This is a genomic window from Limnochorda pilosa (assembly GCF_001544015.1).
GTDB classification, from domain to species: Bacteria; Bacillota; Limnochordia; order Limnochordales; family Limnochordaceae; genus Limnochorda; species Limnochorda pilosa.
The window spans coordinates 2385935-2405471 of sequence record NZ_AP014924.1 but is presented as its reverse complement, the minus strand read 5'-3'; the positions used below and the strand labels follow the sequence as shown (position 1 = coordinate 2405471).

The window sequence follows — 19537 nt, the reverse complement described above, 5'->3', positions numbered from 1 at the left end:
GGGCCGGCAGGTGGGTCAGACAGCTCAGGTGGATGGAAGGATTGCGGTGAGCGATCAGAATCCGGCGCAGGTCGTGGGACGGCCCGTGGCCTCTCGAGTTGACGGGGTGCCCCGGCCTTCAGTAACCTTCGAGGAAGGCGCCGGCGACGCGCAGGTTCAGTCGCCGGCCCGCCCCCTCCGGGCCCGCCTCAAGCCCGTGCTGGCGGCGGCGGGGCTCGGCGCGGCGCTGGTCATCCTGCTCCTGCCCACGCCCGAAGGGCTAACCCTGGAGGGCCAGCGGGCGGTGGTCGCCTTCGTAGCGGCGGTCACCCTCTGGGTGACGAACCTCCTGCCGGCGCCGGTGACGGGGCTGTTAGGGATGGCGCTGGTGCCCCTCCTGGGGGCGCTTCCGGCGGAGCGGGCCTTCGCCCTCTTCGGGAACAAGGCGGTCTTCTTCATCCTGGGCGCGCTGATGCTCTCGGCCGGGCTCCAGCGCACGGGGCTGGGCGACCGGATGACCCTGGGGCTCCTTCGCCGCAACGTGGCGGCGATGGCCACGGTGCTGCCCCTGGCCTACAGCTGGGGGGCGGTGCTGGGGGTGAACCCGGTGCTCACCACCCTGGTGACCGCCCTGGCCGGGGGGCTCGCCTTCATGTTCCCCATGGGGACCCCGCCCAACGCCATCGCCTACCCCTCGGGCTACTACTCCGTCGCCGACTCGGTGCGGGCCGGCGTCCTGCTGAGCCTGATGGCCCTGGGGATCTTCCTCCTGGTGGCCCTCACCTACTGGCCGGTGGCGGGGATCCGGTGAGCCCTCACCAGAGCTTGCTCAGCATGAGCACGCCCAGGATGAAGGGGACCGCCTCCAGGGAGATGGCCGCCTCGGCGAGCGAAGCGGTCTCCACCGCGTTCCGGGCCATCGTTCCGGAAGCCGCGGCACTTTGTCAAGAACGCTTCAGCGGCGTCCCGGTCGTCGATCGGGACGCTCTCGTTCGCCAGGTCAGTCCTGAGGCGAGCGATTTCGGCTGTGGGTGGTGCGCTTCGGATCGCAGACTGGCTTCAGGACTGTTCCGTGGGGAGTCTCCTCATGCTTCAACCGGATCCCCGGGGTTCTCGGTTCGCACCCATGCAACGTCGAGGCCGGCGTTCCGAAGAGCCAAGACGCACGAGGCAGGAAAGTTCTCGTCCGCCAGGAACCGCATGCTACCGCCCTATAGGGTAAACGTGCTCTTCCCTCAGAGCCTCGCTCGCGTAGGCCAGGCAAGCTCGCACGTCCTCGGGTGCCAGGCCCGGGTAGTTGGTAAGGATATCGTTCTCGCTCCAACCGTTGGCGAGGAGGTCGATGACGAACTCTACGGCAATCCGTGTACCCTTGATGACGGGCTTCCCGACCAGGATCGTCGGGTCGACGACGATCCTATCGCGCCAGTCCATCGCTCTACCCCCAGGAAGGGACGTCTTCGCATAGGTGGCACTGCGCCTCACGGTACGATTATAAGCTGGTGCACGCGATGCGGTCCAGGAAAGCAGCTAGAACCCAAGGGGCATCCCCCGGGGCGCGGATGGACCAGACCCAGACGGGGGTGGCCCGCTGGGCGGCGGCCACCTTCCTCGGGGGGCTGGAGGTTCCGCCCATGCTCTTCGTGCTCTTGGTGGCCCTGATGACCATGGGCCTCTCGGAGATGGTGAGCAACGTGGCGGCGGTGGCCACGGTGCTGCCCCTGGCCTACAACTGGGGGGCGGTGCTGGGGGTGAACCCGGTGCTCACCACCCTGGTGACCGCCCTGGCCGGGGGGCTCGCCTTCATGTTCCCCATGGGGACCCCGCCCAACGCCATCGCCTACTCCTCGGGCTACTACTCCATCGCCGACTCGGTGCGGGCCGGGGTCCTGCTGAGCCTGATGGCCTTAGGTGTCTTCCTCCTGGTGGCGCTCACCTACTGGCCGCTGGCGGGGATCCGGTGAGCCCTCACCACAGCTTGCTCAGCATGAGCACGCCCAGGGCGAAGGTGTGGCCGCCCCCACGAAGCGGCGGAACTCCCTCAGAGGCAGCTCCCGCACGATCATGGCCGAGACGGGCGTGGAGAGGAGCGCCCCGAAGAGGAGGTACGGGGCGAGGGCGAGGTCGGGGGCGGCGCCGCTGAGGGCATACCCCACCACCGCCACCAGGCAGATGGCGGCCTCGGCCAGCGAGGTGATCCCCACCGCGTTCCGGGCCTGGCCGGAAAGGAGCTGCCCGCCCGTTACCAGCGGCCCGTACCCGCCCCCGCTCAGACCCTTGTTGAAGGCGGCCAAGAGGCCGATACCAATGATGCGGGGCCACGAGAAGGAGATCTGGCGGTTGCCCATCAAGAGGATCCGCACCCTGATGAGGGTGACCATTGCGCCGATGTACAGCGTGAGCCAGAACTCGGGCACCTTCACCGCCAGGACGATGGCGGCCACCGCGGCCACCGCCCCCGAGCCCGCGAAGACCAGGCCCACCTTCAGGTCCTGGGAGCCGAGACGGAAGTCCGAGTTGCCCAGCCGGTGGTGGAAGAAGGCGGCGGCCACGCCCGTCACCAGATCCGAGAGGAGCACCACGGGCACCACCTGCAGGGGGCTGTACCCAAGGAGCAGCAGGAGCGGCGTGAGGGTGGTCCCGTAGCCCATGCCCAAGGTGGAGTCCACCAGCTCGCAGAGGAAGGCCAGGAGGACGATGTGGATCACCGGGCACACCCCTTTGCAGGAAAGGCTACCACAAGAGTGTAACCGCACTCGTATCGGAGTGTACCCTGGAACGATCTGGATGTCGACGGGCCAGAGACCCATGAAAATCGGCATGAATGGGCAGGACGCACCGCGAATTCCGGGGCGAATCGGCGGTTCTATCCATTGGGGGATCGCGCGGTGGGGCCGGGAAAGGGTAACCCTCCCCGCAGGATGGCGCCGATTGGCGTCCACTCGTTACTTTGCGGTAGCAGGACAAGCCCAGCATCATGCCGTAACACCTAAAATTGTGTGCCGCGCGCTCCAAACAAAGGAACCTGTACCGATAAAGACCAAGAGCCGCAGTCCAAGAAGGAGCGGGGCGTCGTCGTGCAGCGGGGCGTGACCGTCTGGTTCACGGGGCTTTCGGGGGCGGGGAAGACCACCGTCGCAAAGTGGGTGGAGGCGATCCTGAAGGAGAGAGGCGCTCTCGTCGAGCGGCTCGACGGCGACGTGGTCCGCCAGAGCCTCACCCGAGACCTGGGCTTCTCCAAGGAGGACCGGGACAAGAACATCGAGGGGGTCACCTTCGTGACCAAGCTCCTCACCCGGAACGGAGTCGTCTGTCTCTCCTCCTTCATCTCCCCCTACCGGGTCGTCCGGGAGGCCAGCCGGCGGGAGATCGGCGAGTTCCTGGAGGTCTTCGTGACCGCCCCCATGAAGACGCTCCTCGAGCGCGACGTGAAGGGCCTCTACAAGAAGGCCATGGCCGGCGAGATTCAGAACTTCACGGGCGTCAACGACCCCTACGAGCTCCCCGAGAACCCCGACCCGGTGCTCCACACCGACCGCGGTAGCGTCGAAGCCTGCGCAGGCCAGGTGATCCGCCTCCTGGAGCGGCGGGGGTATCTGGAGGCCGCAGGCGACGGACCCGCGGTCGAGGCCGGCATCGTCTCCCTGCTGGCAGCTGGCCGAGACGGTGTTCCGGAGGCCGCCTCAGCGACCCTGGCCACCGGGGACGGTCACGCGCCAGGGGGTGACGGCGGCCGTCACCCCACCCTGGGGCCGATCGAGCCCCACGGGGGAACGGAGGCCCGGGAGCGGGCCATCGCCCGAGCCCAGGCGCTCGTGCAGGTGGAACTCGACGAGCGGGAGCTGGCCGACCTGGAGATGATCGGCATCGGCGCCCTGAGCCCTCTCAATGGCTCCATGCGGAAGCTGGACTACGAACTGGTGGTTGAGAGCATGCGCTTGGCTGATGGGCTCCTCTGGCCCCTCCCCGTCACCCTGGCCGTCACCCAGGAGCAGGCGGACCAAATCGCCGAAGGGCAGGTCTATACTGTACCAGCCCATGAGAGGATCCCGTCATGAGAAGGCGTGAAGAATGGTGAGCCTCGATTCTACCATCTTGACGCAGAAAGCTCTACGACGCTTTGGTGTTGATGCCATCGGATACCTCGTGGCGAAACTCATCCCTGCGCTTACGGGATTCCTATCGGCGTTCATATTCACCAGGCTGTTTTCACCTGAAGACTATGGTACGTACAGCCTAATCGTTGCTATCGTGACACCTGCAACGATCCTGGTAGCCGAGTGGGGTGCTCAACCGCTGGGCCGCTTCTTCAGTGAGTTCCATGTCACGGGACACGGTGAGGTTTACCGCACCCTGCTCAAACGTCTGGCTAAATCGGTGCTGCTCGTTGCCGTTGTGGTAGCGACTATCATGCTTGTGTACGGGCGACAGGCATGGGGCGCCCGGGCGTCTGTTGCTGCAGCATTGTGGCTGATTGTCGAATCGCTAGGGCACGTCCTAGTTCCGATCCTGCCGGCCAGCTTGGATGCACAGTCGTATCGACTGTATGAGGTCGGTCGCTCCGTCCTCAAACTCTCCCTAAGTGTCCTGTTGGTCTGGGCCTTTCAACCAGCTATTGACCTACTCCTCTGGGGATCTGCGCTTGGCGCTTCGATCATGACAGTACCCCTCCTTGAGAGGGTCCGAGCGCACGTGAGGCTTCCCAGAGGCGAAGTGGAACGGCCTTCTTTCGCGCTTAGCCAGCACGAGATCCGAAAGCAGTTTGGGCGGTTCGTAGGATATGGGCTTCCCATGATGGGTTGGTTCTTCAGCTCCCAACTGCTAGCTGTTGGCGACCGATACGTGATCAGTATCTTCTTGGGCAGTCAAGCAGTAGGACTGTATTCGGCGACATACAACGTCGTATCGGGCATCTCGGGATTGTTATCAGGGCCCGTTACCTTCGCGGCCTTCCCCATTATCATGCGCATGTGGGCAGAGGGTCAGATCGTTGAAACGAGACGCGTGCTTTCGGAAATGACGGTGTGGTACTTCTTGCTTGGATTCGGTCTTATCGCCGGGCTGGCTCTTGTCGGGCAAGACCTGGCGGCAATGATTCTCGGGCCGAGTTTTCGCCCAGGGTGGGTCATCGCTTTACCCGTGGTGACGGGCATGGTGTTCTGGAATGCGTCCATTCTGGGGCACAAGTCACTCGAACTGAGCGAGCAGACGAAGCTCATGCTCGTCGCTGCGTTGGCAGCAGCCACCTTTAACGTTGCTGCGAACCTGTTGGTCGTGCCCTTGTACGGTATCGAGGCCGCAGCCTTTACTACCCTCTCGAGCTACGCCCTCTACGCAGTAGTCATCTGGATTCTGTCCAGACGCACTGCCGTTCCCTGGGACATTCCATGGAAGGCTGTTGGCGTGGTTCTTGTCGTTGCCGTGGGGAGCTTTGGAGTCACTAAGATCCTACTGATCGAAGGAGTGTGGGGAGCCATACTCAAAGGTTCAGCATTCACGGTGCTGCATCTTGGCCTCTCCGTCGCATATCTAGGCCATGCTCGACGCAAGCCAGGACCGCTGAGGCGGAACAGATAGCATGCAAACTCTGACGGGGTCGGCTCCCATGCGTATCACTTTCGTGCTACCGGGGTACCCTCGCGTGCCGGTGGGGGGATACCGGGTTGTCTACGAGTATGCTAACCACCTCATTGGTCGTGGGCATCAGGTTTTCGTCGTGCACACAAGGCAGCGAGTCATCCCAGGACTGAAGGCCTCGACGGGACTCTACCGCTCGCTCCGCAGAACCGCCGGAACGATTCGAGATCGCTTCGTCCGCCCCAAGGTGACGTGGCACACAATCGATGACCGGGTAAAGATGATCTACGCGCCAGATCTCACTGCAAGGCACATTCCTGACGGCGACGCCGTGGTGGCCACCGCTTGGTGGACGGCCGACTACGTGGTCAACTACCCGGAGAGTAAGGGAACTCAGTTCTACCTCGTTCAACATTATGAAACTTGGAGCGGTCCCAAGGACCGGGTGGACACGACTTGGCGATACCCCCTACGCAAGATCGTGATCGCTCGGTGGCTGTACGACCTCGGGCTGGAGCTTGGGGTGCCTAGGGCGGAAATGCGTCATATACCCAACGGAATTGACCATCAAAAGTACGAAGTATTCAAACCCATCGAGGCCAGGCCGAATCGAGTCGCGATGCTGTTCGCACACCAGGAATGGAAAGGTGCTCAAGACGGGATCACGGCGCTTGAACTGGTGAAGCGCGACCATCCGGACGTCCAAGCCGTTCTCTTTGGAGTTTCGGAGCGGCCGAGCGGATTACCGGCGTGGATCGAGTACAGGGAGAATCCGGGTCAGCATGAACTCGTCGGCGAGATCTACAACGGTAGCTCCATCTACCTGTGCCCGAGTTGGACGGAGGGCTGGGGGCTGCCTTCTGCAGAGGCCATGTCGTGCGGGTGCGCACTCGTTTCGACTGACAACGGAGGCTCCCGTGACTACGCCGAGCACGATAAGACCGCGCTCCTGGCGCCACCTCGGAGGCCAGATCTGCTGGCGCAGCGATTGCGGACCCTCCTAGAGTATCCCGATCTGCGTATGAAGCTGGCGCGAGAAGGTAACCGACGGATTCGGACCTTCACATGGGAAAGAGCGACAGATGTGCTGGAAGCCTGGATGCAACAGGCACGGTCGCAGGCGAAGCTGGAGATCGATAGTGTCCGATAATACCACTTACTGAGCATGCTATGCACCACCGGGAAGTGAGCGATGATGAACTCGGCTAATGGCAAGCCTGTTGCAGACGTATCGGTAGTGATCCCGTTCTATAACGGGCACCAGTTTATGCAGAGGGCTCTAGATTCGGTAACGCGACAGACGGTCCTGCCTAGGCGGGTTGTCGTCGTTGATGACGGGTCGCAGATACCGCTCCAATTGGTGACGTCATACCAAGCAGATGGCGTCGAGGTCGTCGTGATCCGCCATGAGCAAAACCGCGGGATACCTGCAGCCAGGAACACCGGGATCCGAGCCGCCGAGACGGAGTGGATTGGGTTCCTTGATCAGGATGACGAGTGGGCAAGGGATAAGCTCGAACGACAGATGGAATACGTCCGAACGCGCGGGCGTTCTGGCGTTGCGATCTTCGGGAGCATGCTCGTAGCTGAGCGTGGTCGAGTCACGCCTCGTCCGGCGGTTAGTCGGTGGCTCGCGACCAACCCAAGTGGCATGGAGCTAGCGGAACGCCTTTTGCGGCAAGGCAATTTCGTTCCATGGGGTACGATGCTCGTTCATCGCGCCGTGTTCGAGAGTGTGGGTCTGCTCGATGAGAGCTTACGTGGCGGATCAGATGACTATGACTTCGTTCTACGCGCAGCCGTGGCAAGCCAGCTCGTGTGGGGGCAGACGGGTCAGAGCGCGATGCTGACTAGGCACGAGCATGAAGCGAACTATAGTCGAGTGGACCGATTCTTCGCTGACACCACGCGTATCTCGTCGAAGTGGCTCCTTTCCAGTGACCCGAAGCTGCGCGCAGCTGCGAGGCAGGCCCTGGGTCGTCAGTGGTTCAGCCTTGCGCGTTACTTTCACCGCACGGGCGAGTTCCAGGAGGCAGTTCAGGGTTACGGAAGATCCTTGGTGTTGGGAAGCGCAGTCATCAAGAGCAAGGCGGTGGCAGGCGCAGTGCTTGCTGTCGCACACGTCCGTCGGTGATTGTCAGTCCCACGGGCGTTGAAACCGTTTTCGAAGCTGATCCTCACACTGGCAGGAGGAGACGCGCGGTGATGGAACCAGTTTATCGAACGGTGGTCGAAGGGGTTAAGTAGAATGCGTAACCTTCGCCGAAGGAAGAACGTGTCCCTGATTGTTGCGACGCGAAACCGTTCGGAGCAACTTGCAACGCTCTTTGCCTCGCTTAGGGGCCAGAGCCACCGCCAGTTTTCTGTGATCGTTGTTGACCAGAGCGACAACCTGAAGGCAAGTCTGACGCGGCGCGTTTGTGAAACATACACAAGCGTCTTCGATATTGTGTACCTCCGTTGTGATCGTACTGGACTCTCGGTCGCGCGAAATGTTGGGTTGGCACGGCAACAGGGTGACATAGTGGGCTTCCCGGACGACGACTGCTGGTATGATCAATGGGTACTGGAGTCTGTAGTTCGTTGGTTCGATGACCACCCATCATACGGTTTTGTGCAGGGGGCCTATACTGAGCCCGGCCTAGCCAACCCGGCGTTCCCGAACCGTCCTCGAGAGATCACGCTATGGCATCCAATGGCACATTCAGTGGGGCTCTTCGTGAGGCGGGCCGCATTGGAACGAAGCAACGCACGGTTTGACGAAAGCGTGGGAGCCGGTACGTTGCTCCCAACCAGTGAGGAGTTGGATCTGGTTCTGGGGCTTCTCGAAGCTGGGATCAAGGGTAGGTACGATCCGAAGATCATAGTGAACCATCGCATCAAGCGCGGACTAGGTTCTGAGAAACAAGCGCTGGCCGCCATACGTGCGCGCAACTATGTGTACGCCAAACATGTACGGGCAGGAGCCGGACAGGTAGTAATACAAATCCTAGCGAGACTGTTGAAGTACTCCGCGAGAGCAGCTGTGAGTTCTCGCGGCCGGAGAGAGCTCGGTGCGATTATCGGAGGATGCGGAGACGCATGGCATGCGCGCGGGCGCATCCGTGTGACGAGTAAGGCTCACCAGTAGTAAGCGAGTAAGGCTCACCAGTAGTAAGCGAGTAAGGCTCACCAGTAGTAAGCGTGCGAGGCGACGAGCCGTGTAACCTAGCCGGTGGGCGTTACCCTAGGGCTTCGCAAAGTGACGCAACGGCACTGGTGAAACGCACATTCCGCACTGTCCCGACAGACCAAGCCGAAGGGCGGCGGAAGCGCCGGGCGGGTGCCCTCTGGGCGCGGAGTCCCTCATAGTACTCTGAGCGTGGGAGAGCCGCATGCATGGGAAAGGATGGGGACGGTCTCAAGCGGCCTCAAGCGGCCAGATTGCAAGAGGCATCCCTCAGTTGGTCTCACAGGGGGAGACACAGGCATGTCTTGGTGGATCGGCATGGTCATAGGGCTCGGCCCGATTATCAACTGGATACCTATAGCTCCGGGGCTGTCGGCGTACAGTGCTGCGCAGCTCGGCACGGCTGTTGCCGTCATGATACATGCTCTGATGCACCGGCGCGCCCCGGGGGTGCCAGTCACCTCACCTATTCTTGGGGTTCTCCTGTTCGCTTGTGGCTATACTGTAGCGGCTGTCTTCACAGGAGAAGTCATCGGCCTAACAGCTGCTCCTACACGTGTTGCGCTCGCCGTGGGACAGGTTCTGATTATGATCCTTGCGATCCGAAGCGTCAGATCTTGGCACGCTACGCTGGCTATCGTTTCAGGAGTCGCTCTGGCAGCTGCATTGAGCATCATCACTGACGCGGTTGGGGTGACAAATGTCCAGGGATGGTTGTACGAGAAGCACTACTCCATGTCGCCCGGACTGCTTCGCGAGCCCAATTTCGCCGCAGCTAATCTGGGCTTCTACTTGGTCATGTCCTTAATCGGCGTCCTCAGAAGCAGGTTGAGGAGTCTGCGCTATCTTCATGGGGCGTCAGGGTTCGCCTCTGCAGTAAGCATTGTTCTCTTGGGGTCAAGAATGGGTCTTATAATACTGATCCTGGAAACCATACTTGTATACTTAGGTGCGCCTAAGCTCCGTAGAACTATAACAGGGATGTTTATAGCAGGAAGCATTGCGACTCTTCTCATAGCGCTGACGGGGTCCGCAAGTGGCAAGATCGACACTTCGGCACTACTCGCACGATATGGAACACTGGTCAGACGCGCAGTAAGCTCGCCTCCGCGGAATTCTGTTGAAGTAACCGCGTTGAAGTCCATAGACTACAGGATTGAATTGCAGCGTCGTGGCGTACGCGAATTCCTAGAGCACCCCATAACTGGCATTGGGCCCGACGCTACTACGGAATACTACGCAGGATTTGGGGACATTCCTAATCTCTACGCGCACAACACTCTTGTTGAGTTGATGCTGGGCTCAGGTCTGATTGGCGTTGGCCCTTTCCTGTTCACCGTGGGTACCGTGTTTTCGTCCCTGGCGAGACATCGCCTCAGGGGTCGAGCTGATGTGCAGAGACTGTTATTGGTTGGCTTGATTGGTCAGGTGGTTGCGTTACTATTCTTGTCGGACGTGTTCAACAAGGTCATCTGGGGTTTCTATATCCCCCTGGCATGTGCCAATGTCTCTTGGTATAGAGTCACGCAGGCGCCCTGGAGGAGTCCGTTTTATCTGGGGAGACTGGGATGCGCGAGCAAGAAACCAGACGCAAGCGGCGGTGCTAGTGATGTGTTCTGAGCCTGCTAGAAGGGGCTAGCGCGTGAGGACGAGGTGCTCAAGGCCGAGAATCTGCCTGTTTGTGGCCACGAAGAACCGCCCCGCGTCACTCAAGGGCATGCTAGAGTTCGTTGCTTCTCAGTAATACGCAGCGGAGGGCGTCGTGATCGTAGACCAGAGCACAGCTGGCCTGGCACCTCGCAATTGTGAGGTGGTTGAGGGCGTATCAGAGCGCCTACGCGCCATCTGTCGTACATCCAGCGGGGAAGGCTGGCACCACTCCTTAGCGTCGGAGCACGTAGCGGCATGGGGAGTGTTTGGCTCCTCAGTCGCACTATCCTTCGTCGGAGATGTCAAGGCGGGCACTGGGTTGATGAAAGGCTTGGTAGCGGAAGTTCGCTACGTGACGAAAGTAGTTGCGTACCACCGGGTGAACGAGAGAAGCTGTCTGGTCTGCCCTTGCGGCAGCAGGAAGCCGAGCGGAGCGATGTGCTGGAGAAGCATGCCGCCTTCGGTAACAGGGTGCTTGACCTGAAGATCGCAGCGCGTCTCGTGAAGGCCGGGGTAAGCATGGCCTGGCGCAAGACAGCCAGAGAGAGTTGGGGGCATGGTGGAGGGTTATGCGGCGGGGGTGAAAGCCGCTTGTGAGGGGCAAGCTTGAGAGAGCCTTGAAGAAGACCGCGTGGTGCGCCGCGCCACGAACCCCTGAAGGATGTCCCGAGGCTTGTGGAATCTGATCGGCAGGCCCGCCGCCGCGTTAGGTCAGGGGGTGGTCGTGCCAGTGTTCGTTGATGACGATCGTCCGGTATCACCCTGGGTAGACGCCTCGGAGGGCAGAAGCCGAGCAGTCTGAAAGCAGCGCTCGGATGCCCTTTGGGCACAGGATGAAGACGACCCACTTGCTGCCTTTGCGGGTGCGGGCCTGGCAGGTAAGCGAAACGACCTCGATCATGGTCTCGTCGGGGCTCGCACGCCCTCGTCCCCAGGGTACGCTTGAAGGCCGGGCTCTGGAGGCGCCGGTTCAGCCTCAGTTTGCGGGCGTAGCCTACATCGACTCTCGTCCGGATGTCGTCTGCTTCCAGCTCGTCCAGTAGCGCGTCCGTGCCTAAACGTTCCCTTGGACAAAGCGAGCCCGACGGCCCTCTGGGATCTGCTTCATGGCTCGGCGGCAGAGGCGGATAAGCTCCCAGGCCTTTGGGGTTTTGCCCGAGCGCAGAGCAGCCTACAACAGCGCCCGGCTCTGCCCTTCGAAGGCGACGAAGGGCGGCAGGCAGGCCTGCCACGTTAGCGCTGGTTGTAGCCCGCGCATGCGCCCTCCTGGTGAGCGTGGGCCGCCTCCACGGTGTCGTCGATGTCCGGGATGGCCACGCCCAACCGCCGGCGTGCCCTGGTGGACGCCCTCCAGTTGCGCCACGAAGCGATCCAGCGCCCGGTGCCCGGTTGCTGGGTGGGGCAGCTTCTTCAGTCGTATCCTGCCGGCCAGGAACGGGTCGTGCTTCAGCTCGGTGGTCTCGATGATGCGGCCTATCCCCAACACGGCTTCCAGGATCAGGTACTCCACCACTTCGGTGGTCCGAAGGTCGGCGGCTCACAGACACTTTGGTGGTGGTGGCGACGCTCCAGGCTTCGGGACAGCCCGACGTGCTCGAAGAGGTCCACCAACAGGTTCGACGGACTGAACCATGAGACCGTGTTTGCCGAGGCGTTCCTCGATCCGCGGGGCCCGGGAAGGACATCAGGGGCGATGTTGTCGAATAGTCGGCCCAGAAGGTGCCCCTTTCGTTCACGTTACTCATAGAATACTTTCTCGGGCACTTTCGCATTTCTTGTAGAAGGGTTCCCGCGCAGAATCTCGCGTGATACCCGTGGGAGATCGAAAGGTGGCGTTCCTTCAAAATGCAGGTGGCCCTTGTCACCGGTGCCCTTACACCAAACCGTCTTCCAACGTATGAGAGGCTAGCCAGCCTGTGCGGAGAGTTTCATGTCTTTGCCCCTACAGGACGAGACCCAACTCGCATTCAGCAGGTGTCAAGCCAGGGGTGGCCTGGTTTGTATATCCACATAGTGCCAGGTCTTAGCACCTTCGTTCGTCGACGGGACTGGGGAATCTACCTCAGCCCAGGACTCTGGCATGCACTAGAGGAAGTTGGCCCCACTCAGGTGCTGGTTGACGGTTACGTTACGCCGAATCATTGGACTGGCATGCTTTATGCAACGCACCAACGCCTTCCGTTAACGCTCTGGTGGGGTAGCCACAGCCTAAGTAGTCGCTCCAGAGGCAGAGTCATGACCGGGCTTCGACGACTGGCGCTGCGCTTGGTCGATTCCGTTGTAACTTATGGTCATCTGGCGAGCCAACAGGTGATCGGCCTGGGATTTGACCCGGCTCGCGTTGTGACGGGAACAAACACCGTTAACACGGAGACGCTTGCTTGCCTAGTACACCGGAGGCGAGGCCAGCTCACAACCGAAGGTGCAGTACAGGAAACCCGATTTCTTTACGTGGGACAGTTTATCGAACGAAAAGGCGTGCGCGAACTATTGAGGATATTCACAGATGCTTCGCCCTCTCTCGGACGCCTGACTTTGGTGGGGTACGGGTCATTGGAGGCGGAGCTTCGTTCAATGGCTTCACATGGTGACGTGAATGTTCGCTTCGCGGGTTCTTCAAGGACTTTGGAAGAGCTTGCGGAGCACTATGCCCAGGCAGACGTTCTCGTGATGCCGTCGCTGCTCGAAGTGTGGGGGCTGGTTGTAAATGAGGCGTTGGCAGCGGGTCTGTACGTGTTGGCTTCCAAGCGAGCAGGCGCAACCCATGACCTCATTGAGCTGGCACCGACCGATGTTGGCAGGGCGTTCGATCCGGATGACGAGGTGGATTTTCGAAGGGCGCTCACTCATGCGACTGAGCGAGTCAGAGCTGGGCTCGACCGTGAGTCAATTACAGCATGGGGTAAGGCTCATACGCCTGCCACGTATGCAGCAAAGATCTGGGAGGCCCTGGCTCTGGCTCGGGAGGCCCACAATGCGCGAGTTTCAAGGGCGTTTCAAAGCTGAGCACGGTGATCGTATGTCGGGCCATCGGGGCAGGTCAGTGACGAGCTGGTGTGAATCGCCTCGTCTATGTGCGGCATGTGCAAGGAAGAGGGCGTCGTGCGGTGGTAACATCGGGATCTGTCACGGAGAATGCGCGCGAGAGTGATCGCCTAACACACTCCATAGTCATTCCGACTGTGGGGCGCGTGGAGCCGCTGCTTGAGTGTATGGCTTCTATAGCAAGGCAGCGCCTCGTGCCGGAAGAGGTAATAGTTGTGCCCTGTCGCGACGCGGTCGGGATCAAGCGCGCCCTTGGGTCTACGAAGAATCCCTTTGCATTGAAGGTCGTTGAGTCAGATGGCTGTAATGCTTCGCTGCAAAAGAATCTTGGAGCAAAGCATGCTAACTGCGATATCGTCCACTTCTTGGATGACGACGTTGAGTTGGACCCAGCATACGTCGATGAAATCGACGCTACGTTCCGTCTGAACCGCGGTGTCGTGGGAGTTGGGGGCAAGGTGATCGATGCTCAGGCTAGATGGCCTGTCGTGTTACGGATGATCCGCCGCGTGTTTCTCCTAAACCACGATAACGGCAGGGGTGATTTCCTCCCCTCAGGTTTTCCAGCGATGCCGTTTGATCGGCGCGTCGACGTCCCGGTTCGAGTTCGTCTCCTAATGGGATGCGCGTCGTACCGCCGGAACGTGCTCGAATCGTTTCAGTACGACGAAGAGTTGGGGCGCACGCACCTATGGGAAGACCTAGACCTTCCAGCGACACTTTCACGGAACCACCTGCTTCTTTATCAACCCAATGCGGTTCTGGTGCACCATCACGCTCCTGGGGGGCGCCCAGATGTCTCTCGTTACGCGTATGCGTACCTTTACAATCACCACTACCTTGTGGCGAAACATGGGCGCAGGGGAGTGTACTTCACGGTGAGCTTTTGGTGGGGCCACCTGGGAGCCTGGGCTGCGATGGTATTCAGGGCGATGAGTGGCCGTGTGCCGCTATGGCCAGTTGTGAGCTCGATGTTTCTCGCAGAACGCGACTGGCTCCGGCGGAAACGCGAGCTTATGGGACGATTCGATTGGGTGTAGGAGAGGCGTTAGCGGGAAATGCGAACGACGAAAGTCACTCTCGTGTTCCGGCCAAGATGAGGGCCGCGGGACGTACTTGGGCAGGCTGGTGGTTTGGGGAGGACCACGGCGATCAGGACGCGACGTCGTACACAGCAGAGCACAGGGGAGGAGTGAAGGCTTACGAGTTGCGGCACGAAGAAGGCGCTGATCACAGGCATCACTGGTCAGGACGGTTCGTTCCTGACCGAATTGCTGCTGGCGAAAGGGTACGAGGTGCATGGTGTTCTTCGGCGGTCGAGCTCGTTCAACACGGACCGCATCGACCACCTCTACCAGGACCCACACGATCCCGGTGCGAGGCTCTTTCTTCACTATGGGGACCTCAGCGACGGAAGCGGTTTCCGGGCGCTCCTCGAACAGGTCGAGCCCGATGAGGTGTACAATCTTGGCGCGCAGTCGCACGTGAAGGTGTCCTTCCACCAGCCGGAGTACACTGCGGACGTGGACGCGCTGGGAACCTTGCGGGTCCTAGAGGCGATACGCGCGTACCCATCTACAGGGCGCGAGGTTCGGTTCTACCAGGCGGGGTCCTCGGAGATGTTCGGTTCGTCGCCTCCCCCCCAGTCCGAGGGCACGCCTTTCCACCCGCGCTCGCCGTATGCAGTAGCGAAGGTCTACGCTTACTGGCAAACGGTGAACTACCGGGAGGCGTATGACCTCTTCGCCTGCAACGGCATTCTTTTCAACCACGAATCTGAGCGGCGGGGCGAGACGTTCGTTACGCGCAAGATCACGCGGGCAGCGACCCGGATCAAGCTGGGATTGCAGGACAAGCTCTTCCTTGGCAATCTGGACGCGAAGCGTGATTGGGGCTACGCTGCAGACTACGTCGAGGCCATGTGGTTGATGCTTCAGCAGGACGAGCCGGACGACTACGTGATTGCAACCGGCCAGATACACTCGGTCCGAGAGTTCGTCGAGCGTGTTTTCGACCGGCTCGACCTCGACTGGCGCGAGTACGTTGCGATCGACCCGCGTTACTTCCGCCCAGCGGAGGTGGATGCCCTGTGTGGTGATGCTTCCAAAGCCCGCAAGAAGCTCGGCTGGCAGCCTCAGGTTACGTTCGAGGAGCTTATCGAGCGGATGGTGGAGCAGGACCTGGAGCTGGCTCGTCAGGAGCGGGTGCTCCGCGAGAACGGCCACAGCGTGCCGCTGAGGGGGATCGCTAGTGTCTGGGGACATGGTGCCGCTCGATGCACGGATCTTCGTTGCGGGCCATCGCGGCTTGGTGGGCAGCGCGATCGTACGCGCACTTGAACGGCAGGGATACCGGAATGTCCTGACGCGGACCCGTGCTGAGCTCGACCTCCGAAGTGAGCCGGACGTCGATGACTTCTTCTCCTCCGAGCGACCCGAGTACGTGTACTTGGCCGCTGCAAAGGTAGGCGGGATCTGGGCGAACAACACCTACCCGGTAGACTTCATCCAGGAGAACCTCGAGATCGAGCTGAACGTGATACGAGCCGCCCATGAGCACGGCGTAAAGAAGCTCCTTTTCCTCGGATCCAGTTGCATCTATCCCCGCCTCGCCCCGCAGCCTATTAAGGAAGAATACCTACTGACCGGTCCTCTGGAGCCCACAAACCAACCTTACGCCATCGCCAAGATCGCCGGCATCGAACTGGTGAACTCTTATCGCCGCCAGTACGGAGCTCATTTCATCTCGGCGATGCCCACGAACCTTTATGGCCCCGGCGACAATTTCGACCTCGAGACCAGCCACGTACTTGCCGCGCTTCTTCGCAAGACGCACGAGGCGAAGGTGAATGGCAGCCCCACGGTGCAGGTCTGGGGTACGGGTAATCCGAGGCGGGAGTTCCTGCACGTGGATGACCTGGCCGAGGCCTCCCTCTTCCTGCTGGATCACTACGATGACGCCGTCCCGATCAACGTGGGCATCGGCGAGGACATCTCCATTCGAGAACTGGCCGAGCTGATCAAGAATGTCGTTGGCTATCAGGGAGACCTAGTCTTCGATCCCAGAAAGCCGGACGGGATGCCCAGGAAGTTGCTGGATGTGAACCGAATTCGAGCGCTCGGTTGGTCGGCACGGATTCCCTTGAGAACGGGGATCGAGCAGACGTACGAGTGGTTCGTACAAAACATGGCGTAATCCGTGCACGTCCTCTCCTACGGAGAGGGCTGCAGAGCAAGGCTATCCCCGAGCCTATGGCATATGGAATCAGAGTCGTAACCAGTAAGCAGTGCAAATCAGCTGTGGTAGCGACCGCTGGGGCTCGGCCGGTGGTGTCCAATCGTAGAGCGCAAGCGTACTCGATCTACCGTTACGGCTACACGCTGAAACGCACACTGCAGATCTTTGGGGTGTAATGCCTTGGTCAGCCGTCTTCGTGTCCTTCTTCTCACCGAGTACTTCTACCCAGATGAAGCCTCAACCGGGCGGCTCCTCGGTGAGCTGTTCCTTGTCATCAAGCAGCGTCGGCCGGCGTGGACGGTAGATGTGGTTACCGGTCGGAGGCCATACCGAGCCACAAACCACAACCCGTTGCCGCGGCGAGAAGAATGGGAGGACATCCGAATTCGTCGGTACCGAACGCTTCGCGCCCAGAGCGATGGATTTGCGCGAAGAGCGGCGAGTGACCTGGTGTTCTCAGCGAGTGCAGCGCTGTCAGCCGCACTACTGCAGTATGATGTGCTTTTCGTGGTGACCAACCCTCCTTTGATGCCTATGGTGCTGAACCTGCTTGGGTCTGCTCGCAGACCAACCGTGTACCTCATCCATGATCTTTACCCTGACGTACCGGTCGCACTGGGCCTTTGGAGGCGTGAATCCCGATTCACGCGCACGCTTCGTCGACTTCAGGCACGATCACTCCAGAGGTCTGAGCGCGTTGTCGTGTTGGGGGATGGCATGAAGGACTTTCTTGTGCAAGAATACGGGGTTCCTTCGGGCAAGATTGCTGTAATACCAAACTGGACCACGATGGGTCTTGGAAAACCAAGAACGGCACCAGCCTCTGATGGAGAGTTCGTCGTGCTGTACAGCGGCAACATCGGGCGCTTTCAGGATTTCCACACATTGCTCGAAGGCGCCGAGCGGCTCCGAGATCACTCAACGATCCGCTTCGAGATTGCCGGCGATGGTGCCCGAGCAATCTGGCTCCGGAATGAGGCTCGTAATCGCGGATTGAGCAACATGGTGTTTCGTCCGTACCTCAGAGATGCTGAGTATACCCAGACGTTGCGCCGCGCGAGCCTAGGGCTCATTACCCTTGAGCCCGGCATGGAAGCCCTGGGAGTCCCGAGCAAGACCTATAACCTACTGGCCGCCGGGCTTCCTCTTATTGCAGTTCTCGGCCCGGAGTCCGACGTCGCGCGAATCATCGCTACGCATGGGGTTGGGTATCGCGTCGATCACGGCGATGCTGAAGCGTTCTCGCGTTCAATCGTCGAGGCAGCCGCAGATCCTGATCGCTACTCAGAGATGTCTCTCCAGGCGATTGAGTATGTGAACCGCGAGGCGACACTTGATGTGGCTGTCGAGCGGTACGTCGAAGAGATCGAGCGCGCGGCAATGATGGGCCGCGCTCACGTTGCAGCACCAAGCTGACCCGAGTGAAGGAAATGTCCGGGTGTAATGGAACCGTCGTACGGGGTGCCAGATTTCCTTGCTATACGGGAACAGAACGAAGGCGAGGGGCAGAACGTGAGCTACCCTCCCGTAACAGAGGCGAGGAGGATGACGTACACACGAAACGCGCGTCAGCGGTGGCTCTACGACGTGCTCGGGATCGCGGGAGACGGCACCGCGTCGGTGCTCGCCATCATGCTGGCTTCCTATACGGCATGGTACACGGTCGAAGTGTGGCGCCAGCGCCTCATCTGGCCTGACGTGGCCGTGCTGTGGGCCATGATCGTCATTGGTAAGGCATGGCTCCTCCGGCGGCCCAACCGCACCCCCATGGATCAACTCCGAGCCGCCACGCTCTGGGTGGGGGCGGTCTACGGGGCCGTGATGGCTTATGTCCTCCTCGCCCGGTCGTATTACTCCCGCTCCTTCCTGCTGGTTTCCCTCGTAGTTCTTCTCCTCTGGCAGATGATCGACATTCTCCTCTTGCGGCCCCGAACATCCCCTACCCGCTTGGCTGCAGTGCCTTCCAGCATCATGGACAAGCTCTCCGTCTTGCCGGGCTTAGATCTTGTGCCCTTGAGCGGCCCGCGGCTCCATGAGCCCGTCGCCGGCCTGGTGGTGGACATGCACGAGGCCCTGCCGCCTGAGTGGCAGCGGTTCGTTGCTGAGTGCGCGGCCAGCGGTCTCCCTGTTTACCATGCAGCCGCGGTTTACGAGACGGCGAGTACGCGTGTCCCTCTGTCCCACCTCAGCGACGGGTGGGTCGGGGACCTCTTCAACGGCCCGGCCACGTACCTGCCCTTGAAGCGCTTTGTCGACGTGGCGGCGGTCCTGGTCACCCTGCCGGTCACCGTGCCCATCTGCCTCCTGACCGCCCTTGCGATCAAGCTGGATTCTGCCGGCCCCCTCCTCTTCTGGCAGGATCGGGTCGGGCAGCGGGGCCAGGTCTTCCGGCTCGTGAAGTTCCGTTCGATGCGGGTGGACGCCGAGAGCGACGGAGCGCGCTTCGCCCTCGATGGAGACCACCGAATCACTCGTGTGGGCCGTGTGATCCGGCGCCTGCGGGTGGACGAGCTCCCCCAGCTCTGGAACGTGCTGCGGGGAGAGATGAGTCTGATCGGCCCCAGGCCCGAGCAGGTGTCCTTTGTCCGGGAGTTCGAACGGAAGATCCCGTTCTATAGCTGGCGTCACCGAGTCAAGCCGGGAATCACCGGCTGGGCCCAGGTCCAGCAGGGCTACGCAGCCGGACTCGAAGACACCACCGAGAAGCTTGAGTACGACCTCTACTACGTCAAGCACGTGTCCTTCTGGCTCGACCTTTCCATCGCCTTGAAGACCATTCGTGTGATGCTCACAGGGCGGGGAGCCAGATAGGAGCGCGTCGCTACAGACGACGCACGAACTGGGAACGCTCTTCGTCGAGGGACCTTCCATCCGGAGGTG

At 60.9% G+C, this 19537-nt stretch carries 18 protein-coding genes; 14 read left to right on the top strand and 4 right to left on the bottom strand.

What is annotated here, in order from left to right:
- Positions 1-46: 46 nt before the first annotated feature.
- Positions 47-790, top strand: a complete 744-nt coding sequence (locus LIP_RS10545; protein ID WP_068137915.1) for an SLC13 family permease — start codon at positions 47-49, stop codon at positions 788-790.
- A gap of 274 nt (positions 791-1064) precedes the next feature.
- Here LIP_RS10545 and LIP_RS20565 read toward each other — a convergent pair whose 3' ends face one another.
- Both LIP_RS20565 and LIP_RS10540 read right to left on the bottom strand, forming a co-directional pair.
- Positions 1065-1181: a DUF5615 family PIN-like protein gene (locus LIP_RS20565; protein WP_158509650.1), complete on the bottom strand. Its 117-nt coding sequence runs from the start codon at positions 1179-1181 to the stop codon at positions 1065-1067.
- Between the two features lies 1 nt (position 1182).
- Positions 1183-1413 carry a DUF433 domain-containing protein gene (locus LIP_RS10540; RefSeq protein WP_068137912.1) on the bottom strand — a complete coding sequence of 77 codons (231 nt, stop codon included), beginning with the start codon at positions 1411-1413 and terminating at the stop codon, positions 1183-1185.
- 128 nt (positions 1414-1541) lie between these two features.
- Here LIP_RS10540 and LIP_RS10535 point away from each other — a divergent pair, with 128 nt between their 5' ends.
- Positions 1542-1943 carry an SLC13 family permease gene (locus LIP_RS10535; protein ID WP_068137909.1) on the top strand — a complete coding sequence of 134 codons (402 nt, stop codon included), beginning with the start codon at positions 1542-1544 and terminating at the stop codon, positions 1941-1943.
- Positions 1944-1961: 18 nt separating this feature from the next.
- On the opposite strand, the gene LIP_RS10530 is transcribed toward LIP_RS10535, so the two are convergent.
- Positions 1962-2687 (bottom strand): sulfite exporter TauE/SafE family protein, encoded by a 726-nt coding sequence (locus LIP_RS10530; protein ID WP_158509649.1) that lies wholly within the window; start codon positions 2685-2687, stop codon positions 1962-1964.
- Positions 2688-3056: 369 nt separating this feature from the next.
- Between LIP_RS10530 and cysC the strand changes: the two genes are divergently transcribed.
- From cysC to LIP_RS17880, 6 genes are all read left to right on the top strand, one after another.
- The gene (cysC, locus tag LIP_RS19210; RefSeq protein ID WP_082726187.1) at positions 3057-4037 is read left to right on the top strand and encodes an adenylyl-sulfate kinase; all 981 of its coding nucleotides are present in this window, start codon (positions 3057-3059) and stop codon (positions 4035-4037) included.
- Positions 4038-4050: 13 nt separating this feature from the next.
- Positions 4051-5556 carry a lipopolysaccharide biosynthesis protein gene (locus LIP_RS17900; protein WP_082726186.1) on the top strand — a complete coding sequence of 502 codons (1506 nt, stop codon included), beginning with the start codon at positions 4051-4053 and terminating at the stop codon, positions 5554-5556.
- A gap of 64 nt (positions 5557-5620) precedes the next feature.
- Positions 5621-6706 carry a glycosyltransferase family 4 protein gene (locus LIP_RS17895; protein WP_158509648.1) on the top strand — a complete coding sequence of 362 codons (1086 nt, stop codon included), beginning with the start codon at positions 5621-5623 and terminating at the stop codon, positions 6704-6706.
- 42 nt (positions 6707-6748) lie between these two features.
- Positions 6749-7690 (top strand): glycosyltransferase family 2 protein, encoded by a 942-nt coding sequence (locus LIP_RS17890; RefSeq protein WP_082726184.1) that lies wholly within the window; start codon positions 6749-6751, stop codon positions 7688-7690.
- A 114-nt stretch (positions 7691-7804) separates the two neighbouring features.
- The gene (locus tag LIP_RS20560; protein WP_082726183.1) at positions 7805-8686 is read left to right on the top strand and encodes a glycosyltransferase family 2 protein; all 882 of its coding nucleotides are present in this window, start codon (positions 7805-7807) and stop codon (positions 8684-8686) included.
- A gap of 339 nt (positions 8687-9025) precedes the next feature.
- Positions 9026-10345: an O-antigen ligase family protein gene (locus LIP_RS17880; RefSeq protein WP_158509646.1), complete on the top strand. Its 1320-nt coding sequence runs from the start codon at positions 9026-9028 to the stop codon at positions 10343-10345.
- A 1201-nt stretch (positions 10346-11546) separates the two neighbouring features.
- Here the strand turns inward: LIP_RS17880 and LIP_RS18560 are convergent.
- Positions 11547-11885 carry a hypothetical protein gene (locus LIP_RS18560; protein ID WP_144440434.1) on the bottom strand — a complete coding sequence of 113 codons (339 nt, stop codon included), beginning with the start codon at positions 11883-11885 and terminating at the stop codon, positions 11547-11549.
- Between the two features lie 725 nt (positions 11886-12610).
- Here LIP_RS18560 and LIP_RS17875 point away from each other — a divergent pair.
- From LIP_RS17875 to LIP_RS10495, 6 genes are all read left to right on the top strand, one after another.
- Positions 12611-13381, top strand: a complete 771-nt coding sequence (locus LIP_RS17875) for a glycosyltransferase family 4 protein (RefSeq protein WP_158509645.1) — start codon at positions 12611-12613, stop codon at positions 13379-13381.
- Between the two features lie 50 nt (positions 13382-13431).
- Positions 13432-14460, top strand: coding sequence for a glycosyltransferase family 2 protein (locus LIP_RS17870; protein ID WP_082726180.1), 1029 nt, complete (start codon positions 13432-13434; stop codon positions 14458-14460).
- A 186-nt stretch (positions 14461-14646) separates the two neighbouring features.
- Entirely contained in the window at positions 14647-15759 is a 1113-nt protein-coding gene (gene gmd, locus LIP_RS10510; protein ID WP_082726179.1) for a GDP-mannose 4,6-dehydratase, read from the top strand.
- The gene (gene fcl, locus LIP_RS10505; RefSeq protein ID WP_162492755.1) at positions 15686-16615 is read left to right on the top strand and encodes a GDP-L-fucose synthase; all 930 of its coding nucleotides are present in this window, start codon (positions 15686-15688) and stop codon (positions 16613-16615) included. Before gmd ends, fcl begins: the two co-directional genes overlap by 74 nt.
- A gap of 207 nt (positions 16616-16822) precedes the next feature.
- Positions 16823-18073, top strand: a complete 1251-nt coding sequence (locus tag LIP_RS17865) for a glycosyltransferase family 4 protein (RefSeq protein ID WP_082726178.1) — start codon at positions 16823-16825, stop codon at positions 18071-18073.
- A 129-nt stretch (positions 18074-18202) separates the two neighbouring features.
- Positions 18203-19468 (top strand): sugar transferase, encoded by a 1266-nt coding sequence (locus LIP_RS10495; RefSeq protein ID WP_068137894.1) that lies wholly within the window; start codon positions 18203-18205, stop codon positions 19466-19468.
- The last annotated feature ends 69 nt before the right edge of the window (positions 19469-19537 follow it).